This window comes from Corynebacterium sp. 212_CJEI, from assembly GCF_001055915.1.
In the GTDB taxonomy this organism is placed as follows: Bacteria; Actinomycetota; Actinomycetes; order Mycobacteriales; family Mycobacteriaceae; genus Corynebacterium; species Corynebacterium jeikeium_D.
Genome location: NZ_JVPT01000044.1, coordinates 1 through 24,512, shown reverse-complemented (window position 1 = coordinate 24,512; position 24,512 = coordinate 1). Strand labels below are relative to the sequence as shown.

General features: G+C 59.2%; 19 protein-coding genes, 1 tRNA gene and 1 other RNA gene. 13 read left to right on the top strand and 8 right to left on the bottom strand.

The genetic code is table 11. The features are described 5' to 3' along the window. Positions 1-16 precede the first annotated feature (16 nt). Positions 17-799 (top strand): zf-HC2 domain-containing protein, encoded by a 783-nt coding sequence (locus tag ADB02_RS03715; RefSeq protein WP_049189705.1) that lies wholly within the window; start codon positions 17-19, stop codon positions 797-799. Here the strand turns inward: ADB02_RS03715 and ADB02_RS03710 are convergent. Further along, complete coding sequence (locus ADB02_RS03710; RefSeq protein ID WP_371326129.1) at positions 796-2,292, bottom strand: dolichyl-phosphate-mannose--protein mannosyltransferase; 1,497 nt, start codon at positions 2,290-2,292, stop codon at positions 796-798. The genes ADB02_RS03715 and ADB02_RS03710 overlap by 4 nt on opposite strands. Positions 2,293-2,434: 142 nt before the next feature. Here ADB02_RS03710 and rsmI point away from each other — a divergent pair, with 142 nt between their 5' ends. Both rsmI and ADB02_RS03700 read left to right on the top strand, forming a co-directional pair. Beyond that, positions 2,435-3,289 (top strand): 16S rRNA (cytidine(1402)-2'-O)-methyltransferase, encoded by an 855-nt coding sequence (gene rsmI / locus ADB02_RS03705; protein ID WP_193388747.1) that lies wholly within the window; start codon positions 2,435-2,437, stop codon positions 3,287-3,289. A gap of 160 nt (positions 3,290-3,449) precedes the next feature. Continuing rightward, positions 3,450-5,126 (top strand): BCCT family transporter, encoded by a 1,677-nt coding sequence (locus tag ADB02_RS03700; protein WP_049171282.1) that lies wholly within the window; start codon positions 3,450-3,452, stop codon positions 5,124-5,126. Here ADB02_RS03700 and ADB02_RS03695 read toward each other — a convergent pair. Further along, positions 5,123-6,364 (bottom strand): aminodeoxychorismate synthase component I, encoded by a 1,242-nt coding sequence (locus tag ADB02_RS03695; protein ID WP_049189702.1) that lies wholly within the window; start codon positions 6,362-6,364, stop codon positions 5,123-5,125. The two genes, ADB02_RS03700 and ADB02_RS03695, sit on opposite strands and share 4 nt — an antisense overlap. A 115-nt stretch (positions 6,365-6,479) precedes the next feature. Between ADB02_RS03695 and metG the strand changes: the two genes are divergently transcribed. The 6 genes from metG to ADB02_RS03665 all read left to right on the top strand — a co-directional run bounded on the left by metG (position 6,480) and on the right by ADB02_RS03665 (position 13,777). Then, a complete protein-coding gene (gene metG / locus ADB02_RS03690; protein WP_049171277.1) occupies positions 6,480-8,306 on the top strand; it encodes a methionine--tRNA ligase in 1,827 nt (608 codons plus the stop codon). Between the two features lie 15 nt (positions 8,307-8,321). Further along, positions 8,322-9,146: a TatD family hydrolase gene (locus tag ADB02_RS03685; RefSeq protein WP_049171274.1), complete on the top strand. Its 825-nt coding sequence runs from the start codon at positions 8,322-8,324 to the stop codon at positions 9,144-9,146. 167 nt (positions 9,147-9,313) lie between these two features. After that, the gene (locus ADB02_RS11810) at positions 9,314-10,465 is read left to right on the top strand and encodes a resuscitation-promoting factor (RefSeq protein ID WP_275451915.1); all 1,152 of its coding nucleotides are present in this window, start codon (positions 9,314-9,316) and stop codon (positions 10,463-10,465) included. Positions 10,466-10,530: 65 nt separating this feature from the next. Further along, a complete protein-coding gene (rsmA, locus tag ADB02_RS03675; RefSeq protein WP_049189700.1) occupies positions 10,531-11,445 on the top strand; it encodes a 16S rRNA (adenine(1518)-N(6)/adenine(1519)-N(6))-dimethyltransferase RsmA in 915 nt (304 codons plus the stop codon). Positions 11,446-11,469: 24 nt separating this feature from the next. After that, positions 11,470-11,985 (top strand): NUDIX hydrolase, encoded by a 516-nt coding sequence (locus ADB02_RS03670; RefSeq protein ID WP_049189699.1) that lies wholly within the window; start codon positions 11,470-11,472, stop codon positions 11,983-11,985. After that, positions 11,969-13,777: an ABC-F family ATP-binding cassette domain-containing protein gene (locus ADB02_RS03665; protein ID WP_049189698.1), complete on the top strand. Its 1,809-nt coding sequence runs from the start codon at positions 11,969-11,971 to the stop codon at positions 13,775-13,777. The genes ADB02_RS03670 and ADB02_RS03665 overlap by 17 nt, the downstream gene beginning before the upstream one ends. Before the next feature lie 29 nt (positions 13,778-13,806). Here ADB02_RS03665 and ADB02_RS03660 read toward each other — a convergent pair whose 3' ends face one another. From ADB02_RS03660 to ADB02_RS03650, 3 genes are all read right to left on the bottom strand, one after another. After that, positions 13,807-14,793, bottom strand: coding sequence for a cation diffusion facilitator family transporter (locus ADB02_RS03660; protein WP_049189697.1), 987 nt, complete (start codon positions 14,791-14,793; stop codon positions 13,807-13,809). Between the two features lie 20 nt (positions 14,794-14,813). Further along, positions 14,814-15,581, bottom strand: a complete 768-nt coding sequence (locus ADB02_RS03655) for an alpha/beta hydrolase family protein (protein ID WP_048733555.1) — start codon at positions 15,579-15,581, stop codon at positions 14,814-14,816. Positions 15,582-15,744: 163 nt separating this feature from the next. Further along, a complete protein-coding gene (locus tag ADB02_RS03650; RefSeq protein WP_049189696.1) occupies positions 15,745-17,388 on the bottom strand; it encodes an AbgT family transporter in 1,644 nt (547 codons plus the stop codon). Between the two features lie 178 nt (positions 17,389-17,566). On the opposite strand from ADB02_RS03650, the gene smpB reads away from it, so the two are divergent. Continuing rightward, complete coding sequence (gene smpB, locus ADB02_RS03645) at positions 17,567-18,070, top strand: SsrA-binding protein SmpB (protein ID WP_005511394.1); 504 nt, start codon at positions 17,567-17,569, stop codon at positions 18,068-18,070. A 28-nt stretch (positions 18,071-18,098) separates the two neighbouring features. Here the strand turns inward: smpB and ADB02_RS03640 are convergent, their stop codons facing one another. After that, the gene (locus ADB02_RS03640) at positions 18,099-18,494 is read right to left on the bottom strand and encodes a DUF3887 domain-containing protein (RefSeq protein WP_016423247.1); all 396 of its coding nucleotides are present in this window, start codon (positions 18,492-18,494) and stop codon (positions 18,099-18,101) included. 354 nt (positions 18,495-18,848) lie between these two features. Here ADB02_RS03640 and ssrA point away from each other — a divergent pair. Beyond that, positions 18,849-19,232: a transfer-messenger RNA gene (gene ssrA / locus ADB02_RS11135) on the top strand. 73 nt (positions 19,233-19,305) lie between these two features. Here the strand turns inward: ssrA and ADB02_RS03635 are convergent. Both ADB02_RS03635 and ADB02_RS03630 read right to left on the bottom strand, forming a co-directional pair. Next, positions 19,306-20,145 (bottom strand): GDSL-type esterase/lipase family protein, encoded by an 840-nt coding sequence (locus ADB02_RS03635; protein ID WP_049189695.1) that lies wholly within the window; start codon positions 20,143-20,145, stop codon positions 19,306-19,308. A gap of 261 nt (positions 20,146-20,406) precedes the next feature. Beyond that, complete coding sequence (locus ADB02_RS03630) at positions 20,407-20,988, bottom strand: PPA1309 family protein (RefSeq protein ID WP_048733546.1); 582 nt, start codon at positions 20,986-20,988, stop codon at positions 20,407-20,409. Between the two features lie 151 nt (positions 20,989-21,139). Here ADB02_RS03630 and ADB02_RS03625 point away from each other — a divergent pair, with 151 nt between their 5' ends. Continuing rightward, on the top strand, positions 21,140-24,127 hold the full coding sequence (locus tag ADB02_RS03625) for a UPF0182 family protein (protein WP_049189694.1): 2,988 nt from the start codon (positions 21,140-21,142) through the stop codon (positions 24,125-24,127). 200 nt (positions 24,128-24,327) lie between these two features. After that, positions 24,328-24,401, top strand: a tRNA-Met gene (locus ADB02_RS03620). Positions 24,402-24,512: the final 111 nt, after the last annotated feature.

Genomic DNA, 24,512 nt, shown 5'->3' with positions numbered 1-24,512 from the left:
GCGGTGGAGATTCCCCGTGGAGTGCGAGGAAATTCGCGCAGCATTGTCAGCTCGCCTCGATGGCGAGCAGGCAAGCATTGCCGATGAAGTCATCGATGCCCATCTTGGGGCCTGCGAGGAGTGCCGAGCTTGGTACGAGCGAGCGGTGCGGCTGAACCGCGCCCTTACGGTTGGGCCTGCCGATGGTATGCCGGAGATTTCCACGGATGATCTCTCGGAGCGCATTTTGGTCTCCATCGAACCGGAGCGCCGGCGGCGTGAGCGCGCATGGCTGCTCATGGCCGGCACCGCCCGCGGGGTGCTCATTGCGCTGGGCCTTTGCTGGGCGGTCTGGGGGATTGCGACACTGGTCGACGCCTCCGGCATGATGACGCTCGGACTTTCCTCGGCGCAGCCGCAGGACGGTGCAGGAATCGCAACAAGCACGGGAGCGCCTATCGACGGTTCCACTGCCACCGTTGACCCAATGGAGCTCGGAGCACGCCTTGCCATCCAACTCGCGGCAATTCGGCTTGCATTGGCAGTGGGATTGTTCTGGGCTGCTTGGCGGCCACGCGCTGCCATGGGCATGGCGCCGGTCTACGGTGCCGTCGCCACGTTCAGCATCGGTTTTGGTATTCGTGACATTCTCATCGGTGCTCAGGGAGCATCAGAGATCGCTGGCCTGGCCTTGATGTTTGTCTCCGCTTTGACACTGGCCGTTGTGTGGCTGGGCGGCTATACGCCGACGGCAATCGCACAGGCATGGCGGGCCGCCTCGGGGTTGCCGGTCACAGGCGTGCCACCACAGCGGGACTAGCTCCAAGACGGCAACCAGAACCGCCATTCAAAGTGGTTGAGAGGCAGCGGGTAGCCGGTCAAAATCGGCAGCCAGAACACAAACGCGGTCACCACTAGTGCGGCGTGCGTGCCAACGATTACCAACCCCACCGGCTTACCGCGGGGCCGCCAGTGTGAGAGATCGTCGGCAAGCAGAGCAAAGGCGATGAGTACGAATGGAATCAGCGCGGTGGCGTAGAAAAAGTACATCTGCCGGTCGTAGCCGATGACCCACGGCAGCCACGAGGCGAGGAAACCGATGACGGGCAGCGCGTAGCGGCCGTCGCGGCGGCCGAGCCAACGCCATGTGGCCCACAGGACCACGGGGACCAGCAACCACCAGATGGGTGGGGTGCCAAAGAGCATCATCCAGCCCTTGCACTCCTGGCCGTCACTGCAGGTGGTTTCGGTGGAGTAGTAGAGCATTGGCCGCCAACTCACCAGCCACTCCCAAGGCTTAGACTCCCAAGGGTGTTTGTGGCCATTAGAGGTGGTCAGCTCGGCGTGGAACTTCAGCACGCTGTTTTGGTAGTGCAGGTAGTTCTGCAGGGCCTCGGGAAGCCAGTCGGTGCCGGGGAGTCCCGTATCGCGGTCTTCGGGCGAGACATGGCGATAGACCGACGTTTCTTCGGCGAACCAGGAACGCCAACTTAAGAAGTAAACGCCCAGCGGGACTACCACCAGATCACGTAACGCCGGGGCGGTATCGCGGGCGAGTGCGCCGAGCACGGGTTTGTGCGCACCGGCATTCTTGCGGGAGACCAAATCCGTGAGGACGGACCACAGACCGAATGCGGCCATGTAATACAGGCCAGACCACTTCACCCCGGTGGCAAGCCCCAGCATGATGCCGGCGAGCAGTCGCCACCAGCGATAACTGAGATAGGGGCCGAAACTACCTAGCTCCGTGGCGGATTCCAGGCGCTTGCGGGCATCGGCCTGGTCAATGAGAAGTGCCCACGCGGCCGCAACGATGAAGAAGGTCTGAATCATGTCCAGCATGCCGACCCGGGAGGAGACAAACAGCACTCCGTCGGCAAGCGCATAGAGACCAGCGATACCCACTGCCAACCGTGAGCCGCGGGAGATGCGTCGGACGATATCCATCAGCAGCAGTATGACCAGCGTGCCACACACCGCCGACATAAACCGCCAGCCCATTGGTGAGTAACCGAAGATCCACTCGCCCAAGGCGATGACCTGCTTGGCCACTGGCGGATGCACAATCAGACCGTAGCCGGGATTGTCCTCGATGCCGGATGAGATGGGGTCGCGGGTGGACTCCAGAATCTGCCATGCTTGCGGCACATAGTGCTTTTCATCGAAGAGCGGGGTGCCATTGTCGGTCTTGGCAGCAAGCCCGATGAAACGCGTTAGCGCTGCGACGATTCCGAGAACCACAAAAGTGGCGGTATCCCATTTGTCCCACCGCCGCAGTGGCGGCAGCGGGGGAACCGGGGGAATCGGGCGCAGGAAACGCTTTTTCGCGCGGCGCTCGGTTTCCGGTGGTGGGGTTAAAGCGGCATCGGTCACGAATGTCAGTTTAAGCTATGGAATCATGACGCATTCGGCATCGAACTTCCAACCGCACGAGAACGCGCCTCTTAGCGAGGCAATGACGCTGGCCCCTGGCATCACTCTGGTGGCAACGCCGCTGGGCAATATCGCCGATGCCTCCGACCGCTTGCGCGGTGCGCTTATCGACGCCGATATCATCGCCGCGGAAGACACCAGGCGGGCACGCAACCTGGCCACAGCGCTGGGCATTTCCCCCAAGGGGAAGTTTGTTTCGAACTTCGATCACAACGAAGAGAGCCGCACTGAGTCGCTGATTCAGGCGGCGAAGGCGGGACAGAAAGTCATTGTGGTGACCGATGCGGGGATGCCGGTGGTGTCGGATCCTGGCCTGGCTGTGGTGGCGGCTGCTCACGACGCGGGCGTGCCCGTGTCCTGCGTACCGGGGCCGAGTGCCGTGACTACCGCATTGGCTCTCAGCGGGTTGGGTGTCGGCCACTTTTGCTTCGATGGCTTTGCACCGCGTAAGCAGGGGGCGCGCCGGGCATGGTTGGAATCACTGAAGACAGAGAAGCGGGCTTGCTGTTTCTTTGAGTCGCCGCATCGGTTGGCTGTTACGTTGGCCGATGCCGCGGAGATTTTGGGTGAGGAGCGGCGCGCGTCGGTAAGCCGTGAGCTGACCAAGCGTTTTGAAGAGACTCGCCGTGCGACGCTGGGAGAGCTGGCTGCGTGGGCGGAGGAAGGTGTCCGCGGCGAAATTACGGTGGTGATTGAGGGCGCGGGGCAGCAGGCGACGGAGGTATCCACGGAGGACTTGGTTGACCGCGTGGAGGAGCTTGTGGCTGATGGCATGCGGCTGAAGGATGCCGCGAAGCAGGTTGCGGCAGAGGCTGGAATGACAAAGCACCGTGATCTCTATCAGGCGGTTTTGGCTGCTCGTGAGGGAAATCGTTAGCCGATTGTTACTTTGTGCCAGAAAATGTTCCAGCGCACGCCAGTGAACAGGGTAAACGCTGTTATTGGAAGTTTTGTAATTCAGACGGGAAATGAGGAAAACCTGAGAGAATCCACATCCTGAGTTGAAATCCCAGGTCAATGGTGGACATGGTGGAGGAATGACGAATCCACCAGAGCATGAAATACAACAAGAAGTAGGGGAGTCAGTCGTCGGCGAAGTCAGGGCCGACGATTCTCACGCTCCCGTGAACCTCGGGGTTACCATCCCCGCCGTTGTCGCAATTCTGGCAATCATCGTCTGGGGCCTGGCGTGGCCGGATAGTTTCTCGACGTTTGCATCTAGCTCTCTGAACTGGGTCGTGGAGAACATCGGCTGGCTGTTTATCTTGGCCAGTACCGTCTTTGTCTTCTTCATTGTGTCCATCGCGATTTCCAAGTTCGGTCACATCCGCTTGGGCAAGGACAACGAGAAACCAGAGTTTTCCACGCCTAGCTGGATTGCGATGATGTTCGCCGCCGGTATGGGCATCGGTCTGATGTTCTACGGTGTCGCTGAGCCGCTGACCTTCTATCGCGATGGCGTGCCGGGCCACCAGCCGAAGGAAGTCGGTACCGCCATGGCTTCGACGATGTTCCACTGGACTCTGCACCCGTGGTCGCTCTACGCCATCGTCGGTCTCGCAATTGCTTACTCGACCTACCGCCTCGGCCGAAAGCAGCTGATTTCGGCGGCGTTCATCCCGCTCATCGGCGCGCGTCGCGCTGAGGGGCGGTTGGGCAAGCTTATCGACGCGCTTGCGATTTTTGCCACCGTCTTCGGTACGGCAGCCTCTCTCGGTGTGGGCGTACTTCAGATTTCCGCCGGTTTGGAAATCAACGGGTTCAACGCCATCAAGGGCGCACCTTTGTGGATTGGTCTTATTCTCGTTCTGGGCTGTGCCTTCTTGGTCTCTGCACTGTCGGGCGTGGGCAAGGGAATTCAGTACATCTCGAACTTCAACATGGTTGCCGCAGGTCTGCTGGCTCTGCTGGTGTTGGTCCTCGGCCCTACCGTGGTGATTCTGAACCTGATTCCGACCTCTATTGGCAGCTACCTGGATTCCTTCTTTGAGATGGCCTCCCGCTCCAGTGCTTCCGCTGACGGCACCGCCGGTGAATGGCTCTCTTCCTGGACAATTTTCTACTGGGCCTGGTGGATCTCATGGTCGCCGTTTGTCGGTATGTTCATCGCACGTATTTCTCGCGGCCGTACTATCCGTGAGTTCGTCTTCACCGTCGTCGCCGTTCCGTCGATTGTCTCTGCAGTGTGGTTCTCCATCTTTGGTGGCACCGCCATTACCCACGAGCAGCAGGGTGCGTCCATCTACGGTGACGGTTCGGCCGAGAGTCAGCTGTTCAATCTGCTGGAATCCTTGCCGGGTGGCGCGATTACCTCCGCTATCGCAATGATTCTGCTGGCTACCTTCTTCATTACCTCGGCAGACTCCGCCTCCACGGTGATGGGTACCATGAGTCAGTTCGGTCGACTCACAGCGTCGCGCACGGTCACTGCTATGTGGGGTATTTTCACCGCTCTGATTGCCATCGTCCTATTGGTCACCGGTGGCAGCGATGCCCTGTCGAACCTGCAGAACATCACCATTTTGGCGGCAAGCCCGTTCGTCATTGTTATCTTGGCGCTGATGGTTTCGCTGGTTAAGGGGCTTTCCGACGATCCGATGTACCTCGATGACAAGGAACAGCGTCAGTTTGCCCTGCGCATGGCTCGTGAGCGCCGCTTGGCGGAAGCGGCCGAACAGCGCGAGCGCCGCCGTGCTCGTAAATTGCGCAACTAGCTTTCCAACAGCAGCGGTGCGGCCTTGGCCTCAATCTCGGCCCATTCGCCCTCGGGTGTAGACCCGATGGTGATGCCACCGCCGATGCCAGCTTCGACCCGAACTCTCCCCGAGTTCGGGTCTTTTGTGTACTCAGCGGTACGAATACCGACATTGAGCTCAAGTGCATCACCGTGGGCCGCACCAATCGCGCCGCAGTGAGCGCCACGGGGTTCGGGTTCCCACTCGCGCAGAAGCTCAATTGCTCGCAGCTTCGGTGTACCGGTGACTGAGGCCGGTGGGAAGCAGGCTTCGATTAGTTCAGCGTGGCTGAGCTGATCGGGAAGTTCCGCGGAAACTGTGGAAAAGAGGTGCCACACGCCCGGTGCCGGACGCACACTGAGCAGGTCTGTGACCTTCACGGTGCCGGTCTTGGCAACTTGACCGAGGTCATGGCGCACCAGGTCGACAATCATGATGTTCTCGGCGACATCCTTGTCGCTGCGCAATAACTCGTTCGGGGGCCGGCCAGCGGGAATCGTGCCTTTGATGGGAGTTTCAGTCACGCTTGTGCCTGCGCGGATGAGGAACTCCTCAGGACTCAGCGAGGCCAGGATTGGAATTCCAGCGTCGAGGTTGCCGGGCAAGAATGCTGCTCGAGCCGGCTGATACCGCGCCACGCGGGAGGAAAACCACGCACCGGCGTGGGCTAGTGCAGAGTCGCTCGCTGCCAGCTCCGCGTGAAAGCGTGTAGAGATGCAGGTTTGGTACACCTCGCCCGCGGCAATTGCTTCCTTACAGTTCTCCACTGCAAGCTGGTGGCGTTCTCGGTCGCCCTGATCCCACTCCAGTGGTGTGGCCGCGGGGAGCGCGTCGTCACGCGTGTCTTCGTGCGAGTAGTTGATGGCCTCCTGAAGGGCTTGGAAATCCGGATTTGAGGGGTCACCGGTGCCGGGGCCGTCGAAATGCCACGTGCCGTCGTCGGCAAGCAATGCGACGCAGGCAGCGATCCCATGCGCGCTGGTGCCGGAGTAGGGGCGGAACCCAAAGATCCACGCATCGGGGTCGGGGATGGTGAAAAGCGCTGCCGACTCGCAGGCAGTGAGCTCGACGTTGGCGGCGAGAACCGCGCGATAACCGAACCAGGAGCCGATGAGCGCGGCGGGACGATGACCGGCAGCGATAAGACGCGCCAGCGCAGTGGTCGCACGCGAAGTGAAGTCAGCAGCCGAGCCGGAGGAGGTAGACCGAGTGGACATAGGACATAAGCGTAGTGACTGCGCGAGCGCGCGATGACGCTAGGGGACAGTTCTTGGAAGACTTCATGAGGGCACAGTTCATCGTGATGGTAGGTCATCTATTACCCTGTTAAATATGTCTCGCATTTTCACAGCAGTTGCGTGGCCGTACGCTAACGGTCCGCGACATATCGGCCATGTTGCAGGTTTCGGTGTCCCCTCGGACGTTTTCGCTCGCTACCAGCGAATGATTGGCAATGACGTGCTGATGGTCTCCGGTACTGATGAGCATGGCACGCCACTGCTTGTGCAGGCGGAGAAGGAAGGCGTTTCTGTCCAGGAATTGGCCGACCGTTACAACCGCCAGATTGTGCAGGACCTCGCGGGTCTGGGGCTTTCCTACGACCTGTTTACGCGCACAACCACGCGCAACCACTACGCCGTTGTCCAGGAGCTCTTCCGTGGGCTCTACGAAAACGGCTATATGGTCAAGCAGACCACGATGGGTGCGATTTCCCCGTCGACCGGTCGCACCCTGCCGGACCGTTACATCGAAGGTACCTGCCCAATTTGTGGCGCTTCCGGTGCCCGCGGCGACCAGTGCGACAACTGCGGTAACCAGCTTGACCCGGCCGATCTGATTGATCCGGTGTCGAAAATCAACGGCGAGACCCCGAAGTTCGTTGAAACTGAGCACTTCCTGCTAGACCTGCCGGCTCTGGCAGAGGCCTTGACCGAGTGGCTGCAGGAGCGCAAGGACTGGCGCCCGAACGTGCTGAAGTTCTCCCTGAACATCCTGAAGGACATCCGTCCGCGTGCAATGAGCCGTGATATTGACTGGGGTGTGCCGATTCCGCTGGAGGGCTGGTCGGAAAACGGGACGAAGAAACTCTACGTTTGGTTCGACGCCGTCGTCGGTTACCTATCCGCTTCCATCGAGTGGGCCTGGCGCATTGGTGACCCGGAAGCGTGGCGCAAGTGGTGGAATGACCCGGAGGCGCTGTCCTACTATTTCATGGGCAAGGACAACATCACCTTCCACTCCCAGATTTGGCCGGCTGAGCTGCTGGGCTACCGTGGCGAGGGCTCCCGCGGGGGCGAGGTCGGGGAGCTCGGTGAGTTGAACCTGCCGACGGAGGTCGTCTCCTCGGAGTACCTGACCATGTCGGGCTCGAAGTTCTCCTCTTCCAAGGGCGTTGTCATCTATGTGAAGGACTTCCTGGCGGAGTTTGGTCCGGATCCGCTGCGCTACTTCATCGCGATGGCAGGCCCGGAGAACCAGGACACCGACTTCACCTGGGATGAGTTCGTCCGCCGCGTGAATAACGAGCTGGCCAACTCCTGGGGCAACCTGGTCAACCGCACCGTGTCCATGGCTTTCAAGAACTTCGGTGAGGTGCCAACTCCGGGCGAACTCACTGACGCTGACCGTGAACTGCTCGACCTGGCTGAGCGTTCCTTCGCCGAGGTCGGCGACGCGCTTGCGCTGTCCCGCTTCCGCGCCGGTATCACCGCCGCCATGCACTTGGTCGGAGAGGCCAACGCCTACATTGCTGCGCAGGAGCCGTGGAAGCTGGCGAAGGACGAGTCCCAGCGCGAGCGTCTCGCCACCGTGCTGTGGACAGCACTGCAGGTAGTCAGCGACGCCAATGTGCTGCTGACCCCGTACCTGCCGGAAAGCTCGCAGAAGGTCTTCGAGACCCTGGGCGGCGAGGGGATCTGGGCCGCAATGCCAGAAGTCCAGGAAGTCCAGGACGACATGCCGGTCGAACCGGTCGGCGCTGACCTGCCGGCAGAGGGTAGGAGCTACCCAATCATCACCGGTGACTACGTCAATCAGAAGGCCGCCTGGCGTCGCTTCGACATTGAGCCGGGTACGGCGCTGGCCAAGCCGAAGCCGATTTTCACCAAGCTCGACTCTGAGTTGGCTGAGCACGGCCCCGAGTGGGCACAGGTGAAGTAGGGGCTCAGTAGAGGTATGGGAAAGCGCAAACGCAAGATTGCAGAACCCGCGGAGTATCTCACTCCGCTGTTTGACGCCCACACGCATCTCGCGTCCTGTGGGGCGCAAACTCCGGAAGAGATTGCGGCGCTCATGGACCGGGCCGCCGCAGCGGGCGTCGTCGGAGTCTGCACGGTCGGCGATGGCATGCCGGAAACCGAACTGGCCTTTGCCGCTGCGCACGCGCACCCCAACGTCTGGGCCGCCGCCGCCATCCATCCGACGCGCGCGCACGAGCTTGACGACGACGCCAAGGCCCGCTTAACCGAAATGGCTGCCGACCCCAGGGTTGTGGCCGTGGGGGAGACGGGATTGGATTGGTACTGGCTGGATTCCCTCGACGGCTGCGCGTCGAAGAGCGAACAGCTGGCTGCGTTGCAGTGGCATATGGAGCTCGCAGCAACCGTCGGCAAGCCGTTGATGATTCATAACCGCGACGCCGATGAAGACCTGATGGCGGCGTTGGACGGCTACGACAATACGGTCATTTTGCACTGTTTCTCTTCGCCCATCGAGGTTGCCCGCGAGGCCATTGCACGCGGTTACCTGCTGAGTTTTACCGGCAACGTGACCTTCAAACGCAATGATTACCTGCGGCAGGCTGTGGCTGAGGCGCCGGCGGAGCAGCTGCTGGTGGAAACCGATGCCCCGTACATGACCGCGGAGCCTTTCCGAGGTGCGCGCAACGAGTCCACTTTTATCGGTCATCAGGCGCGTGCGATGGCCGCAGCCCGAGAAATCGGGGCGGAGGAGATGGCACAGATTTTGACGGATAATGCACGTCGGGTGTACGGCATTTAAGCACGTGCTGGCGTATTGCCGCCCCTGAGCTGTGGAAATGCAGCCGGGGCGGTTTGTTGTATTTCCCGTCACTTTTATCGATATATTTTAGACAACACTGAATCTTTACCGTACTGTTACAAACTGTATTTCTTTCATTTGCTAGCTGCCCCATCCTCCGAAAGGCTGTGACGAACCCCGTGAGTGCTGCGAAGAAGCGTCATCTCAATCGTGCTAATGACGGAGTCTCCACTTCGTCCAAGATTGCCGCAGGCGGTCTGGTCGCTGCTGTTGCTCTGGGTGGTACTGTCGCAGCATCCAACTATGACACCATCACCGTCGAAATCGACGGTAAGGTTGAGCAAATCGCAACCTGGTCCAAGGATGACAAGGCCATTCTAGAGAAGGCTGGTGTCGAAACCACCGGCGGAGACTTGGTTCAGCGTCAGGGCGACCTCACGGACGGCGGCAAGCTGGTCTACCGCTCTGTCAAGCCGGTCACGATGATTGTCGATGGCAAGCCGCAGGAGCACAAGACCAATGCCATCACTACCGATGAGCTGATTGAAGGTCTGAAGAAGCAGGGGCTCATCTCCGATAAGGACAAGGTCGAGGTCGAAAAGGGCGAGATTTCCGCTAAGGGGGTCGAACTCGACGTCGTTCGTGCCAAGAATATTGTGCTTCACGACGATGCCAAGGACATCGACCTGACCGTCCCGGCTTTGACCGTCGGTGATGTACTGGCACAGCGTGGCATTGAGCTGCGTGAAGACGACACCGTTGAGCCGGGTCTGGATGCGCCGGTCACTGAAGGCATGCGCATCGCGCTGTCTCGTCTGATTGATAAGACCATCACCGAGACTGAGGAAATTCCAGCTCACGAGAACATCATTGAAGATGATTCGATGTTCGAAGACGAGCGCATCGTTGAGCAGGAGGGTGAGCCGGGCCAGGTAGAGCGTCAGGTCAAGGTCACCTCTCGCGACGGCGAAGAGCTCGGACGCGAGGTCCTGGAAGAAAAGGAGCTAAAGGCTCCGGGTATCTCCACTATCCGCCAGGGCACTAAGTCTCGCATTGCAGCTCCGGCCGCTGGCTACGGTGTGTGGGATCAGCTGGCTCAGTGTGAGTCCGGCGGCGACTGGGCTATCGATACCGGTAACGGTTTCTCCGGTGGTCTACAGTTCACCGATTCCACCTGGGCAGCTTACGGCGGTACTGAGTATGCACCGCGTGCATCGCAGGCTTCCCGCGAGCAGCAGATCGCTGTCGCCGAGCGCGTCCAGGCTGGTCAGGGTTGGGGTGCATGGCCCGCTTGCACCGCTTCCATGGGGCTTCGTTAAAGCTAGTTCAGACTAGCCAAAACGAGCTAAACCTATTTTGTCTTTTGACCCCGTAGTATCTAACTGTGACTAAAGCAGAAGTTTCTTTCCTGGGGCCGGTCGAAGTGCGCGACTTGGCGGCGCAGTTGGATATTGTCCCGACGAAGAAATTGGGGCAGAACTTCGTCCACGACGCCAACACCGTGCGTCGAATTGTCGCTGCGGCGGACTTGCCGGAGGATTCCTACCCTGTTGAGGTCGGCCCCGGCTTGGGCTCGCTGACCCTCGGGCTGCTCGAACACTGCGGCCGCGCCGCGGCTGTTGAAATCGATTCTCGGTTGGCGGAGCGTTTGCCCCAGACAGTCGCTGAGCGCGCTGAGGGCTGTGAACTCGAGCTCATTGAGAAAGATGCGCTGAAGGTCAGCCGCGAGGACTTTCAGACCGCCCCAGATGCGCTGGTGGCCAATCTGCCATACAACGTTTCGGTACCGGTGCTGCTGCACATGCTTGCCGAGCTCCCCACCATCCGCCGTGTGCTCGTGATGGTGCAGTCCGAGGTCGCTGACCGGCTGGCGGCTCAGCCGGGCTCCAAGATCTACGGCGTCCCCAGCGTCAAGGCCGCCTACTACGGCACAGTGCGTCGCGCCGGTGCCATTGGTCCGCACGTCTTTTGGCCGGTCCCGAAGGTTGATTCCGGGCTTGTGCGCATTGACTGCTACGCCCGCTCCGACGCTCCTGAGAACTCCAATGCCGCCGATGCCCCCGAGGCTCCGTGGGAGATTTCGCCGCAATTCCGCGCGCGCCTTTTCCCGCTTATCGACGCTGCTTTTGCGCAACGCCGCAAGACCCTCCGTGCGGCCCTATCGGGGATTTACGGATCTGGCGCCGCAGCCGAAGAGGCGCTTATAGCAGCGGGGATTGACCCCAAGCAGCGAGGAGAGAAGCTCGAAATTGCCGATTTCGTTCGCCTCGCTGAGGTCTCACGAGACCAGCGCTTTTAACAAAGGACAGGCGATCTTTCCCCCATGCACCGTGACGGCAACCCCAGCAGGGCCGAAATCGGCCGGCGCGAACCGCGCGACCTGGCTTGGACTAAGTTCTGGCCTGACGACGACGGCTGGGTGTGCAACTGCATAGTTTTCCGAGGTGACCGCTTGCTGCTTCTGCTGCGTGAATACGAGGGCTTCCTCGGGGGCCAGTGGGATTTGCCCGGTGGCAAGCTCGACGCGGGGGAGGAGCCCGCGGAGGCCGCTGTGCGCGAACTGCGTGAAGAGGCCGGCCTGCGCGCAGCGGAGGTCAGTGAATTTGCCCACTATTCCAATCCGGACTTGGGCGGGGAGAATTTCCGCTTCCACACGGTGACCTTTCTAGTACGCGAGGCCGACGACACGCAGAATGTCCAGCTCAGCGGCGAGCATCCGGAGTTTAAATGGGTAACCCGAGAGCAGTTCGATGAGCTGCCGGTGGCCTGGTATGTCCGGCGTGTGCTTGGCAACGTCGAATGGGGCACAATAAATACTCATCATGGCGAATCTGATTAATTGCGAGAATATTTCTAAGTCCTTCGGGCTCAAGACTCTGCTCGACGGCGTCAGCCTCGGTGTTCAAGAGGGCGACCGCATCGGTGTTGTCGGTTTGAACGGTGGCGGCAAGTCCACACTGCTGAAGATTCTGGCAGGCGTGGAGCCAGCGGACTCCGGACGTATTTCGCGAGCCAACGACATGGCCATGGCGCATGTCACCCAGGGCGCCGAGCTCGACCCGAATTCCACCGTGTTTGAGTGCGTCATTGCACCGCTGGGACTCGCTGAACACGAGTGGGCGGGTAACGCTTCCATCCGCGAGGTCCTCGATGGCATCGGTATCAATGACCTCGGTATGGATACCAAGGTCGCCAATCTCTCCGGTGGTGAGCGCCGTCGCGTTAACCTGGCGGCCGCACTGGTCCGCGATCTAGATCTGCTCATTCTCGATGAGCCAACGAACCACCTCGATATTGAGGGTGTGCAGTGGTTGGCCGATCATGTTCTTTCGCGCCGGGCAGCCCTGGTCGTCGTCACGCACGATCGTTGGTTCCTGGATACCGTTGCCACGAAGACGTGGGAAGTCCACGACGGTACCGTCGATTTTTACGATGGCGGTTACAACGACTGGACGTTCGCGCGTGCCGAGCGTGCGCGACAGGCGGATGCCGCCGAGCAGCGTCGTCAGAACCTTGCGCGTAAGGAACTCGCGTGGTTGCGCCGGGGTGCACCGGCCCGCACCTCGAAGCCGCGCTACCGCATCGAAGCAGCTGAGGCGCTCATCGCCGATGTCCCGGCACCGCGTGATTCCGTGGAGCTGATGGCGTTTTCGCAGCGTCGTCAGGGCAAGGTGGTCGTGGAGTTGGAGCATGCGTCCCTGGAAACGCCCGACGGTAGGGAATTGCTTAACGACGTCACGTGGCGCCTGGCCCCCGGCGAGCGCATCGGCCTGGTCGGTGTCAACGGCTCGGGTAAGACGACTTTGTTGCGTGCGTTGGCGGGAGACTACCCCTTAAGCGATGGCAAGCGAATTGAGGGCAAGACGGTGCGCCTGGGCTGGCTGCGACAGGAGCTCGATGATCTGCCGCTGGATATGCGTGTGCTCGACGCTGTGGAGGACGTCGCGACCTATATTGACCTGGGCAAGAAGCAGATTAGCGCCTCGCAACTGGCTGAGCGATTGGGATTTTCCCCGAAACGGCAACGCACTCCAATCGCAGACCTTTCCGGTGGTGAGCGCCGTCGCTTGCAACTCACGCGTGTGTTGATGAGTGAGCCGAACTTCCTGCTGCTCGACGAGCCGACGAATGACCTGGACATTGACACGCTGCAGGAATTGGAAGACCTGCTGGACAATTGGCCGGGCACGCTGGTGGTCATCTCGCACGACCGCTACCTGATTGAGCGTATTGCGGACTCGGCCTGGGCCCTTTTCGGCGATGGTGAGCTGACGAACCTGCCAGGTGGGATTGGTCAATACCTCCAGCGCCGCGCACAGCTGGCTGACAGGGGTGCACGCGTCACTGCCACGCGAACTCGTGAAGATGATGCTGCCGAAGAGACATCGAAGCTCTCAGCCGCGGAAGCTCATGCTGTTCAAAAGAAGATGAGTGCCCTGGAGCGGAAGATGGCGAAGCTCAGCCAGCAGGAAAGTGAACTGCATACGCAGATGGCGGAAGCGAGTGCTGATGTAGCCAACTTGGACACACAAAAGCTGGCGGACCTCGATCGCCGTGCTGCGGAGGTGGCTGAGCAGAAGGCAGAGCTGGAGATGGAGTGGCTGGAGCTAGGCGAGCAGCTCGAGGGCTAGCACCTTACTTCAGCTACTAGCCGAACAAACTAGGTATGAGCCGGGTACTCGTGGTCAGCGTGCCCGGTTCTTTCAATCTGCACCGTGGCGTGTTCAATCCCGTGGACGTCGTGAAGCAGTGCCTGCGCACGGTCGAGTAATACGTGCTCGTCGCCGTTGGGGAGCGTGTCGCAGCGCACGAGATGGACAGATGCCAGTAGGTCGCTGCCGTTGAGGGACCAGACGTGGAGATCGTGGACATCGACCACTCCGTCCAAGTCAGACAGGTCAGCAGTGATTCTCTCAGCGTCGACGCCCTTCGGGGTGTACTCCAGCAACACGTGGAGACAGTCGCGCACCAGAACGGCAGCGCGCGGGACGATGAAGAGCGCAATCACGATAGAGACCACCGAGTCGATGGCAGTCCAACCGGTGTATGCAATAGCGATAGCGGAGATAATGACGGCGACCGAACCAGCGGCGTCGACAAGCACATGGAGATATGCGCCGCGGACGTTGACGCTCTCCTTGGCAGCACCTGCGAGCAGAAACGCCGCAATAACGTTGGTCAGCAGGCCGATGACCGCGATGATGAGCATCGACGTGGTCTGGATTTCAGATTGCTCCACTGACCCGAATCGCCGGATTGCGCCCCAGAGAATCACAGCGGCAATGATGAAAACGGTCAGACCGTTGACGAGAGCAGTCAGAACTTCAACACGACGGTACCCGTACGTCGCGCGGTGATTGGCTCCGCGCTGGGCGATAGCCAAACCGGCAACTGCCATCAGCAGGCCCGCGGAGTCCGTCACCATATGGCCGGCATCTGCCAGCAGCGCCAGTGAACCCGAAACCAAGCCCCCGATGAGCTCGGCGAGAAATACGACAAGAGTTAGACCAGCAGCCGCGAGAAGGCGGCGAGCAGGAGTATTCGCGGGGTCAAAATGAGCGTGGTCATGGCCGTGACCATGGCCGTGTGAATGACCGTGTGAATGACCGTGGCCGTGTGAGTGGCCAGAGTGTTCAGTTGTGTCCATAACCCCTAATGATAACAGGGCTATTCAGCCTCCGGAAGATAGCTATCCGCCCACGCATAAATCAGGTCAGCAGCGCGCGCGGCGGACTTAGCGCGAGTGAGCAAGTGGTCTGCGCGATCCAAGCTCATCAGGGATTTTGGATAGCGAGAGACCTGGAAAATCTTCTGGGCGCTATCGATACCAACAGTCTGGTCGGTCGGGGAGTGCAGAATAAGCAGTGGCTTGCGCAGCTGGCTGAGATAAACCTCCGGGTTGTAGTCCGCCAACACTTCCAAGAACTCACGGGAGATGGGAATGCCACGACCTTCAATCTGCAGAACCTGCGTGCCGTGCTCATCGACCGTCGAAATGTCACCGGCGATGCGCACAATCGAGTGTGCCGGATCGAAGGGTGCACCGATTGTCGCTACCGCCTTGATTTTCGGCATATCGTGGCCGGCGTTCAGCGCCGCTGCGCCACCGAGCGAGTGCCCAATCAGTAGCGAGGGGGCCTCAAATTCTGCCTCCATGAACTCGTAGGCGGCCTTAAGGTCATCGATGTTGGTCTGGAACGTCGTCTCACCGAAATCACCAGTGGACTGCCCGAGGCCAGTGAAGTCGAACCGGAATGCCGCAATGCCCTTCTTCGCCAGCGCCTTGCAGGTGCGTGACGCGCCGGGCACCATCCGATTACACGTGAAGCAATGACCAAATAGCGCCCACGCGCGTGGCTGACCGTCCGGCAAATCAATTGATGCAGCCAGAGTCTCGCCGGTCGATCCCGTAAATTTTAGGTGCTTTGTTGGCATAGGTTATATCCGCGTCTCAGTGTGTGTTCAATGTGTGTACGTTTTCGCTTTACGACGCCCGTTGTGGTGGCGACCGTACGCAATATTAAGCCCGGGTGCCACAAATAAGTGAGGGATTGGGCGAAAAATTCGACCAATCCCTCAATCTCCTAGTGGCTGTGAGTTAACGCACCGGAACCCCCGGCCCCAGCGGAATGCCCGCGAGATACCAGAGGACGAAGAATAGGAACCAGCCCACCATCATGCACAGCGAGTACGGGATAGCCAGCGACATCAGCGTGCCGACACCCGCAGGCTTGTAGTACTTCTGCAGGAAAGTCAGCGCCAGCGCAAAGTACGGCGACATCGGCGTAATGATGTTGGTCGGGGAGTCACCAATACGGAATAGCTGCTGGGAGACCTCTGGAGAGACGTTGACGTACATCAGCATCGGCACAACGACCGGCGCCATCAGAGCCCACTGTGCGGAGCCCGAGGTAATCAGCAGGTTGAGAACAGCCACCATCAGGACGAAGGCAGCAAAGAGCAACAGCGGCGGCAGATCCGCCTTGGTCAGGAATTCGGAGCCCTTGATAGCGGTCCACTGGCCGATATTGGACCACTTGAAGTAGGCCGTGAACTGCGAGACGGCGAAGAAGAGCACCATCATTGTGGTCAGTGTGCCCAGGCCGCGTTCCATGAAGGCGGGCACGTCTGCTGAGGAGGTGATGGTTTTGGCACCGATGCCGTACGCAATGCCGACCACTGCGAAGAAGAGGGCGATGGACGCCACGACGTCGGTAAGCAGCACGGAATTCAAGATGCCGTCGCCTTCGCCGCGCAGAGGCGAACCCGGGATGAACAGGGCAGCGAACCAAAGCGCCAGGAAGATGACAGCGGCGATGTTGCCGTAGCGGAGGCCACGTCGTTCGGCATCGTTGAGGATTAGCTTGTCGCGGCCATTGCTGGAGCTGCTAGATGCGGTGTTCCGCTCCTCCTTCTTGGCGTTTTCCTCGGCAGCTTCCTCCGAAGCGCCCGGTTTGGTGAATTCCGCGGCATCGTGGTCAATGTGGTCGTCGTGGACGGTCTTCTCCACGTGCTTGGTAATAAACAGTTCAGTAACGGCGGTAATAATCAGAGCCAGCACAATCGACGAGGCCATAGTGAAGAAGTAGTTGGCCAGCGGTGAAACTACGTATTCCGGATCCACGAAGTGCGCTGCATGCGTGGAGATACCTGCCAGCAGCACATCGGTGATGTTGAGCACCAGTGACGAATTGAACCCGGCCGACGAGGCGGCAAAGGCGACCATCGCACCGACAATAGGGTTACGACCAACTGCGGCGAATGAGGCGGCACCCAGCGGAATGAGAATCACGTAGACGGCATCAGAAGCGATTGAACCAGTCACGCCGGCCAGTGCAACAATGAATGTCAGCAGGACAGGGGAGTGCACCTTGGAAATTGCCGCGCGGATTGCCGAGCCGATGTAACCGGAGTACTCCGCAATTGCGACACCGAGCATGCACACCAGAATCAGGCCAACTGGTGCGAAGTCCGTGAAGTTCGTTACCGCCTCAGAGACCATCTTTTGCAGGTACTCTGCGGTAGCAAGGCTTTCCACCTCGATGATGTCACCCGACGCGGGATCCTTGGCCTGCATACCCGCAGCCTCACCGAGCCACGAAGAAACGATGACTACACCGGCAAGAATCACGAATAGCCAAAATGGATTTGGCAGTGCGTTGCCGATACGTTCCAGTGTTGCTAGGAACCCCTTTGGCTTCGGTGGCGCTTTGTCCGGTTCCAACGTTTTTGACTGTCCCATATATATAAATCCCTCTGTGTTAGACGTTGGTAAAAGGTTAGGGGAAAGTAAGTTGCGTCACAACGTAAAAGGCCAGAGGCATATATATGTTGGCTGCAAGGAGGCGCACAAGGGAAAGTTAAGGGAATAGCTAGGGAATAGCTGTAGTGCACCTTCTTCGACTAGAGTTAATCAGGTTATGGGCAAGAAGAAGTCGAAGAAAGAAAAGGTCAGCGCCAACAACGCGGTGGTGGCCACCAATCGTCGTGCCCGCCATGACTACAACATTCTGGACACCTACGAATGCGGTGTCGTTCTCGTGGGCACTGAGGTCAAGGCGCTGCGCGAGGGCAAAGCATCGCTTAATGACGCCTTCGCGACCATCGACGACGGCGAAGTGTGGCTCCGCGGGCTGCATATCCCGGAGTACTCCTACGGTTCGTGGACTAATCACTCACCGCGTCGCTCGCGCAAGCTGTTGTTGCACCGCAAGGAGATTGACACCCTGTGGGGCAAGGTCCGCGATGGCAACAACACGCTTGTACCCCTGAAGCTGTATTTCACCAACGGTCGCTTGAAGGTCGAGCTCGCACTCGCCCGCGGTAAGCAGGACTATGACAAGCGTCAGGACATCAAGCGCCGCACGGAGGAGCGCGAAGCTACTCGTGCGCTGGGTCGCCGTGTGAAAGGCATCAAGGGGTAGTAGAGGTCTTCATTAGAAGAGGGCTCTATTAGAAGGGGAACTCAGTCGCATCGACTGGGAGGATGAGCAGGCCAATGACGTTTTCGTGACGGTCAAAGGCAACTCGAGCCATCCATTCGCCAGCCTCATGTTTGAGGGTGGTGATGACGAGACTTGTGCCGAGAATCTTCGACAGGAGTTTCTGCGAGGTCGGTTCCTTAGTCCTGGTTCCCCCGAGGCTGGTGACTTGGGTGTCGTCGAAAGATTCGAACGCCCCAGTCTCGGTGAGAACATCTTCCCAGACAGAGTAGATAGTGGACCAGGGGAGATCCTTCCGGAGCTTTGGGGAGATCATGCTTACGGTTTCTGCTTCTTCACCGTTGATGATGTGGCGAAGGAATTTTTCGCCGAGTTCGGCGATATGTGTAGTTTTTGTGGCAGTCATCAATTCTCCTGAAACGGGGTTTTGGACACTTCCGAACCGTTTGAATGCCGCTTGCCGGGAGATATTGAGTACATTTCCAATCTCTGCCCATGAATGGCCCGCTGCGCGAGCCTGCACCACGGCATCTTCAAGTTCTTGTTCGGCAATGTTCGTTGCTTGCAGTCGGTGACGGATTGTCGTCAATGGATCCATGACTGCAGTCAACCATTAGTTGACATCGTTGTCAACTCTAAGTTGACATGTGGGGGGGCTGCTGGCTGTATGACGAGGTCTGTTGACTTTCCTCGTCGTAAAGCGTTATCCTTGAACATCCTTTGAGTGCTACGCACTTTCCCGTGCTCGAAGGCATTGTATGGGGCTGACATGGTTTCGACACCGTACAGTGAGCCAGGGGAAGCGTGCCGGTGCAGGCTAGAGACCACCGTTAAGCGTCGTAGCAACTGATTAAGCGCCGAGAACACTCAGCGCGACTACGCTCTCGCTGCCTAATTAAGCGACTAGCGTGTCTGTCAGACCGGGCTTGCCCTTTGGTCCGGACCCTGGCATCGACTTAAAAGGGCTCGCCCGATGGGTGTGCCGTAAGGCTCATCGGGGATCTTCTTGCTTGCGGCTGGGCCCGTCATTCGGACATGTTTGCCTGAGCCGAAGGGTCGAGTAGAGGCGATTGTGCGAACTGCGCACGGAGAAGCCCTGGCGAGTTGGCGGTGGACCCGAGTTCAATTCTCGGCAGCTCCACAAATGGAAATCCCCGGTCATTACGACCGGGGATTTTTCGTTGTACTTGAAGACGTCTGAGCGACGTCGAAAGACCTTAGAAGGTGCTCTTGTAGACGTTGGCGATAGTGGTGCCAGCAACTGCCGAACCGTGGAAGGTCGGGTGGTTGGTCATGTTGTAGGAAGCAATATCGGTATCCAGAATTGCGGAGACCTGACGCTCACCGTCCGGACCGCACATTGCGACGTCGATGTTGGTGACCTCCTTCATGTTGACGAAACCGATACCGGATTCAGCGGCAGCACGCATCTGGCGGTTCTGCAGAGCCATCTCAAAGTGGTGCATACCGGCAGCCGGAATGTGCGGTGCAAAACCTGCGGCGTTAACCGGGCAAGCGTAGTGAGTCGGGTCATTAGAGGTGAAAGCCGGGTAACCAATCAGCATGACGCGAGCAGTTGGGTTAGCGGCCTTGATCTTCTCCACAGCGGCCACAACGTTGGTGGTGTACAGGTCATCCTGAACCGGCATTGGCAGCACAGCGCCCTGCATCGCGTCATTGGCGCCAACGTAAATGGTCACCAGCTGGGTAGCCGGGCCGAGGGAGCCCTGAGCGATGGCGTTGTCAACCTGGCCCATCAGGGACTTCTGCGGCTGAGTCGGCATGAAAGCGGTAGTGCCGTTGCAGGAGTAGTCGTGCAGTTCAAGGCCAGTCTCACGAGCAACGTGAGAGCCGATGTTCGAGACCGAAATCGGGCAGCCACCACGGCCCGGTACGGCCGGGTCGGACTGGCCCGGGTTAGCAGCGAAGGAATCGCCGAAGGCAACGTAGTTACCAGTAGGAAGAGCGTTGGCAACACCACCGGTCAGGAGGGAGGCTGCCAGCGCAGAAGCTGCAGCTGCCGAGGCTGCTGCACGGCGAACAACGTTGTTCTTCATAATTAAAACCTCTTAGTTGAAAACCTATAGAAGGAAAAACTCGCGCTACACTCGCGATTTCTTCGCCACAGACCGTCCCTGTAAGAACCAAGTCCGACAGAACCAAGTCCGACAGAACCCTGAGCGGATACTTAGAGACGCGCCTTTATCACTTTGTTATACAACTAGGTTCTAAGCCCGATGTCAACCGGAATAAGCTAGTTATATGGATATTCGGCGCTTTCAATACCTCTTTTTGTCTCTTATCGCTGGTAGGTGGATTTATGAGGCGCTTCCGAACGTGGAATACAACGCAGCGATGACACCATCGGCTACCCCAGAACCATCTTTTAGCTCAATCTCATCTTCAGCAAAGGGTCCACGCTCATCCAGTTCCGCCTCTGTGGGGCGAGGCTGAATCAGCGTTAGGTGTGGACCTTCACTGATAACGCCACTGAAAAGACGTGCCTGACGAGCCGCCTCACCATCCGCCTGTGCCCGCACCTCGTCCAGGGACGCGCCCTCAAAGCTGTCTGCCTGCTCCGGGGCGATGACCATAATTTCCTGCGCTAACACGGCACCGACGACACCTGCCGGCCAGGATGTCCGAGCGATAAAGTCCGCCAACTCAGGGCTACCACCTTCAATTCCCTCGGGGAGAGGTTCCTGCGCAACGACAGTCAATGGGGCGCTGTCAATCAGCTCGTCGGCAAGCACGTCAGCAAGCGCGGCGGTGGGGACGAGGGCGAAGAGGCTCGGAGCGCGGTCCCAACCTTCGGCGTGGACGTATTCGACAGCTTCGCGCACGGCGCGATTGAGTGCCTGCTGGCTGAGATGAGTCTGAGTGCCGTTGTTTTCGCTCATGACGCTTGACGACGCCCCTTTCCTGGCAACGCTGTATTAACAGCATCCTTAGTCAAATGTTAGGAACTTTATTTAGAGTAGATGACAGATAAGCGTACGACCGACTTACCAGCTCGCTGGCAAGTCAAGCTCAACTCGAACAGGAGAGACGTTGTCTCTAAACCAGACTCGACCGAGACGATCGGCGGGTGGCCGCCCGGGGTGGCTGGCAATTACCGTGTTGGTGATTGCCGCGCTGACCTTTGTTATTCCAATCGCCGTCAATTTTTATACGGACTTTCAGTGGTTCGGTGAAGTGGGCTATCGAGGGGTATTCGCCACCACGTGGCTCACTCGTATCGTCCTGTTTATCACTGTAGGCCTGATAACGGGCGCACTGACATTTCTATCTATGTGGCTGGCGTGGCGCTCGCGGCCCGTCGACCTCGGACTGACGGATCCACGCAGCCCGCAGGCAGTGTACCGACGGATGGCTGAATCCGGTTCGAAGTCGATGTTCACCACGCTGCCCGTTGTATTCGGCGTACTCGGTGGCCTTGTGGGGCAGGGTAATTGGCAGACGGTGCAGCTGTTCTTAAATCGGCAGTCCTTCGGTGAGACTGACCCGCAGTACGGCAAGGACTTGGGCTTCTATGCATTCCAGTTGCCGCTGTGGTCGTACATCATTTCGACGCTGGTTGTCCTGGTAGTTATTGCGTTCCTGCTGTCGCTGGTGACGCATTACTTCCTTGGTGGCATCCGCCCAGGTAACCCGACTACAGGGGAGAAGACCCGCGTTTCCAATGCGGCTCGTGCGCAGTTGGCGTGCTGGGCCGGTGTTTTCATGCTGCTCAAGGCTGTGTCTTACTGGCTGGACCGCTATGAGCTGCTGAATAACAAGCAGAAGACCTTCACCGGTGGTTCCTACACCGATATCAATGCGCTGCTGCCGGCGAAGATTACGCTGCTGGTCATCGCAATCGTCGTGGCCGCTGCATTCTTCGCGGCCATTTTCCTGCGCAATCTTTCGATCCCGGCGTTTGCCACCGTGCTGATGTTGGTTTCCGCAGGTCTGATTGGCGTGGCCTGGCCGATGGCAGTTGAGCAGTTCTCAGTTAACCCGAACCGCGCTTCCAAGGAACGCGAATACATTGCGCGCAATATTGAATCGACGCGCTACCACTACGGGCTTACCGACGACAAGGTGAAGGTCGAGCGCGACTGGGGCGTTCCGGCTGAAAAGGAAGGCGATAAGGAAGCCGCGAAGGAAGGTGCGGACTCGATTTCCCGCGATGCCGCTACTCTGGCCAATATCCGAATCCTGGATCCGGAAGTGCTGCCACGTACCTTCACGCAGCAGCGTCAGCTGAAGAACTTCTATGGTTTCTCCGATCCGCTTGCCATTGACCGCTACCAGATCGATGGCGCGTCCCGTGACTTCATCGTCGCTGCTCGTGAACTGAACCCGCAGACGCTGCAGGGTAACCAGACTGACTGGATCAACCGTCACACGGTCTATACCCACGGCAATGGTTTCGTTGCTGCGCCGGCTAATAAGGTCGACGAGGTTGCCTCCGAGTCCGGTTCCGCCCGCGGCGGTTACCCGCTGTACACCGTGGCTGACCTGTTCGAGTCCGAGGACCCGAACGGCATGAACCTGAACCTGAAGCAGCCGCGTATCTACTACGGCCCGGTTATCGCCAACAGCGATGCCGACTATGCGATTGTTGGCGGTAACGGTGACGGCAAGGACTATGAGTACGATGCCGACGGCCGTAACTTCACCTACGACGGTGAGGGTGGTGTTGGCGTTGGCGGACTTGCCAGCCGCATGATTTTTGCCACCCGTTACCAGGAGCTGAACATCCTGCTGTCCGACCGCATTGGGCCGGACTCCAAGATCATCTACAACCGCGATCCGCGTGACCGTGTTCAGAAGGTCGCCCCGTGGCTGACTACTGACACCAAGACCTACCCGGCTGTAGTCGATGGCCGTATGAAGTGGATTGTCGACGGCTACACCACGCTGGCCAAGATGCCGTACTCCCAGCGCATGAGCCTCCAGGAAACCACACAGGACTCCATTAACCCGGATGGCACTCCACGCCCGCTGCCAAACAGCGAGGTCAGCTACATCCGCAACTCGGTCAAAGCGACCGTCGATGCCTACGATGGCACCGTTGAGCTCTACGAGTTCGATGAGAAGGATCCGGTGCTCAAGGCCTGGGAGGGTGTCTTCCCGGATGTGGTGAAGCCGAAGTCGGAGATTTCCGAGGAGTTGCAGGAGCACCTGCGCTACCCGGAGGACTTGTTTAAGGTTCAGCGTGAGCTGATGGCTAAGTACCACGTCAGCGATCCGGGCGTTTTCTTCGCCAATGACTCCTTCTGGTCCGTCCCGTCCGATCCGACCGCGCCGGAAGAGCAGAACCTCTCCCAGCCGCCGTACTACGTTGTCGCTTCCGATCCGAAGACCGGCAAGCCGAGCTTCCAGCTGATTTCCGCCTTCCGCGGTCTGGAGCGCGAGTTCCTCGCCGCCCAGATGAGCGCTTCCTCCGATCCGGAGACGTACGGTCAGATCACCATCCGTGCCCTGCCGACCAACACCCAGACCATGGGTCCACGGCAGGCGCAGGACACGATGATGTCCGCAGATGAGGTCGCCCAGGACCGTACTCTGCTCGAGGGCACGAACGTGGTCACCAACGGTAACCTGCTGACGCTGCCGGTCGGCGATGGCGAGATTCTCTACGTCGAACCGGTCTACACCCAGCGCAAGGGCCAGGAGACCGCATTCCCGAAGCTGCTGCGTATTCTCGTCGCTTACCGCGGTCAGGTGGGCTACGGCGCCACGGTCACTGAGGCTCTGAGTCAGGTCGGTATCGATGCTTCCGCCGCGACCAAGGTCCGCGGTGAGGAAGAGACTGAGGAGCAGTCGGCGGATAAGGACAAGGATGCCGCCGACGCTGAGTCCGACGACGAGGCACCGAAGGAAGAGCGCAAGGTTGATGTCGCCGCGCGTGACGACGCCGCTCGCCGTATCTCCGACGCACTGCAAAAGCTTAACGACGCTCAGAAGAACGGTGACTACGCGGCACAGGGCCAGGCACTTGCCGAGCTCGACCGCGCTGCCGCTGACTACCAGAAGGCCAACGGCCAGTAAGGTTTACAGAGAGTAAGGCTTGCAACGGGAGATTAGCCGAGAATCATAGGGTCTTATGGTTCGCAGAGTCCCCAGGTTGTAGCGAAACTGGCTATGACCTGGGGATTGGTCTTTGTTGGAAGGTCCGTGCTACAGTTACATCTCGTTGGCCGGAGAGGTCAGCACCCGCTGTGAGTGCTTGTAAAAGCCAGGACAGTTGACGCGGGGTGGAGCAGCTCGGTAGCTCGCTGGGCTCATAACCCAGAGGTCGTTGGTTCGAATCCAGCCCCCGCCACTAAGAAGAGACCCCTACCGGTGTAAACGCTGGTAGGGGTCTTCGTTATTCGGGGGTCAAATCACCGTTTGGGGTTAAGTAAAGAAAAGTGTGTCTTTTCCGGGCGTGTTG

Coding starts and splice junctions, on each gene's coding strand:
- ADB02_RS03665 (WP_049189698.1), top strand. CDS start 11,969: ATGGCGAATCTGATTAATTGCGAGAATATTTCTAAGTCCTTCGGGCTC.
- ADB02_RS03670 (WP_049189699.1), top strand. CDS start 11,470: ATGCACCGTGACGGCAACCCCAGCAGGGCCGAAATCGGCCGGCGCGAA.
- ADB02_RS03695 (WP_049189702.1), bottom strand. CDS start 6,364: ATGTCCACTCGGTCTACCTCCTCCGGCTCGGCTGCTGACTTCACTTCG.
- ADB02_RS03685 (WP_049171274.1), top strand. CDS start 8,322: ATGGGAAAGCGCAAACGCAAGATTGCAGAACCCGCGGAGTATCTCACT.
- ADB02_RS03635 (WP_049189695.1), bottom strand. CDS start 20,145: ATGAAGAACAACGTTGTTCGCCGTGCAGCAGCCTCGGCAGCTGCAGCT.
- metG (WP_049171277.1), top strand. CDS start 6,480: ATGTCTCGCATTTTCACAGCAGTTGCGTGGCCGTACGCTAACGGTCCG.
- rsmI (WP_193388747.1), top strand. CDS start 2,435: ATGACGCTGGCCCCTGGCATCACTCTGGTGGCAACGCCGCTGGGCAAT.
- ADB02_RS03650 (WP_049189696.1), bottom strand. CDS start 17,388: ATGGGACAGTCAAAAACGTTGGAACCGGACAAAGCGCCACCGAAGCCA.
- ADB02_RS03700 (WP_049171282.1), top strand. CDS start 3,450: ATGACGAATCCACCAGAGCATGAAATACAACAAGAAGTAGGGGAGTCA.
- ADB02_RS03630 (WP_048733546.1), bottom strand. CDS start 20,988: ATGAGCGAAAACAACGGCACTCAGACTCATCTCAGCCAGCAGGCACTC.
- ADB02_RS03655 (WP_048733555.1), bottom strand. CDS start 15,581: ATGCCAACAAAGCACCTAAAATTTACGGGATCGACCGGCGAGACTCTG.
- smpB (WP_005511394.1), top strand. CDS start 17,567: ATGGGCAAGAAGAAGTCGAAGAAAGAAAAGGTCAGCGCCAACAACGCG.
- ADB02_RS03660 (WP_049189697.1), bottom strand. CDS start 14,793: ATGGACACAACTGAACACTCTGGCCACTCACACGGCCACGGTCATTCA.
- ADB02_RS03640 (WP_016423247.1), bottom strand. CDS start 18,494: ATGACTGCCACAAAAACTACACATATCGCCGAACTCGGCGAAAAATTC.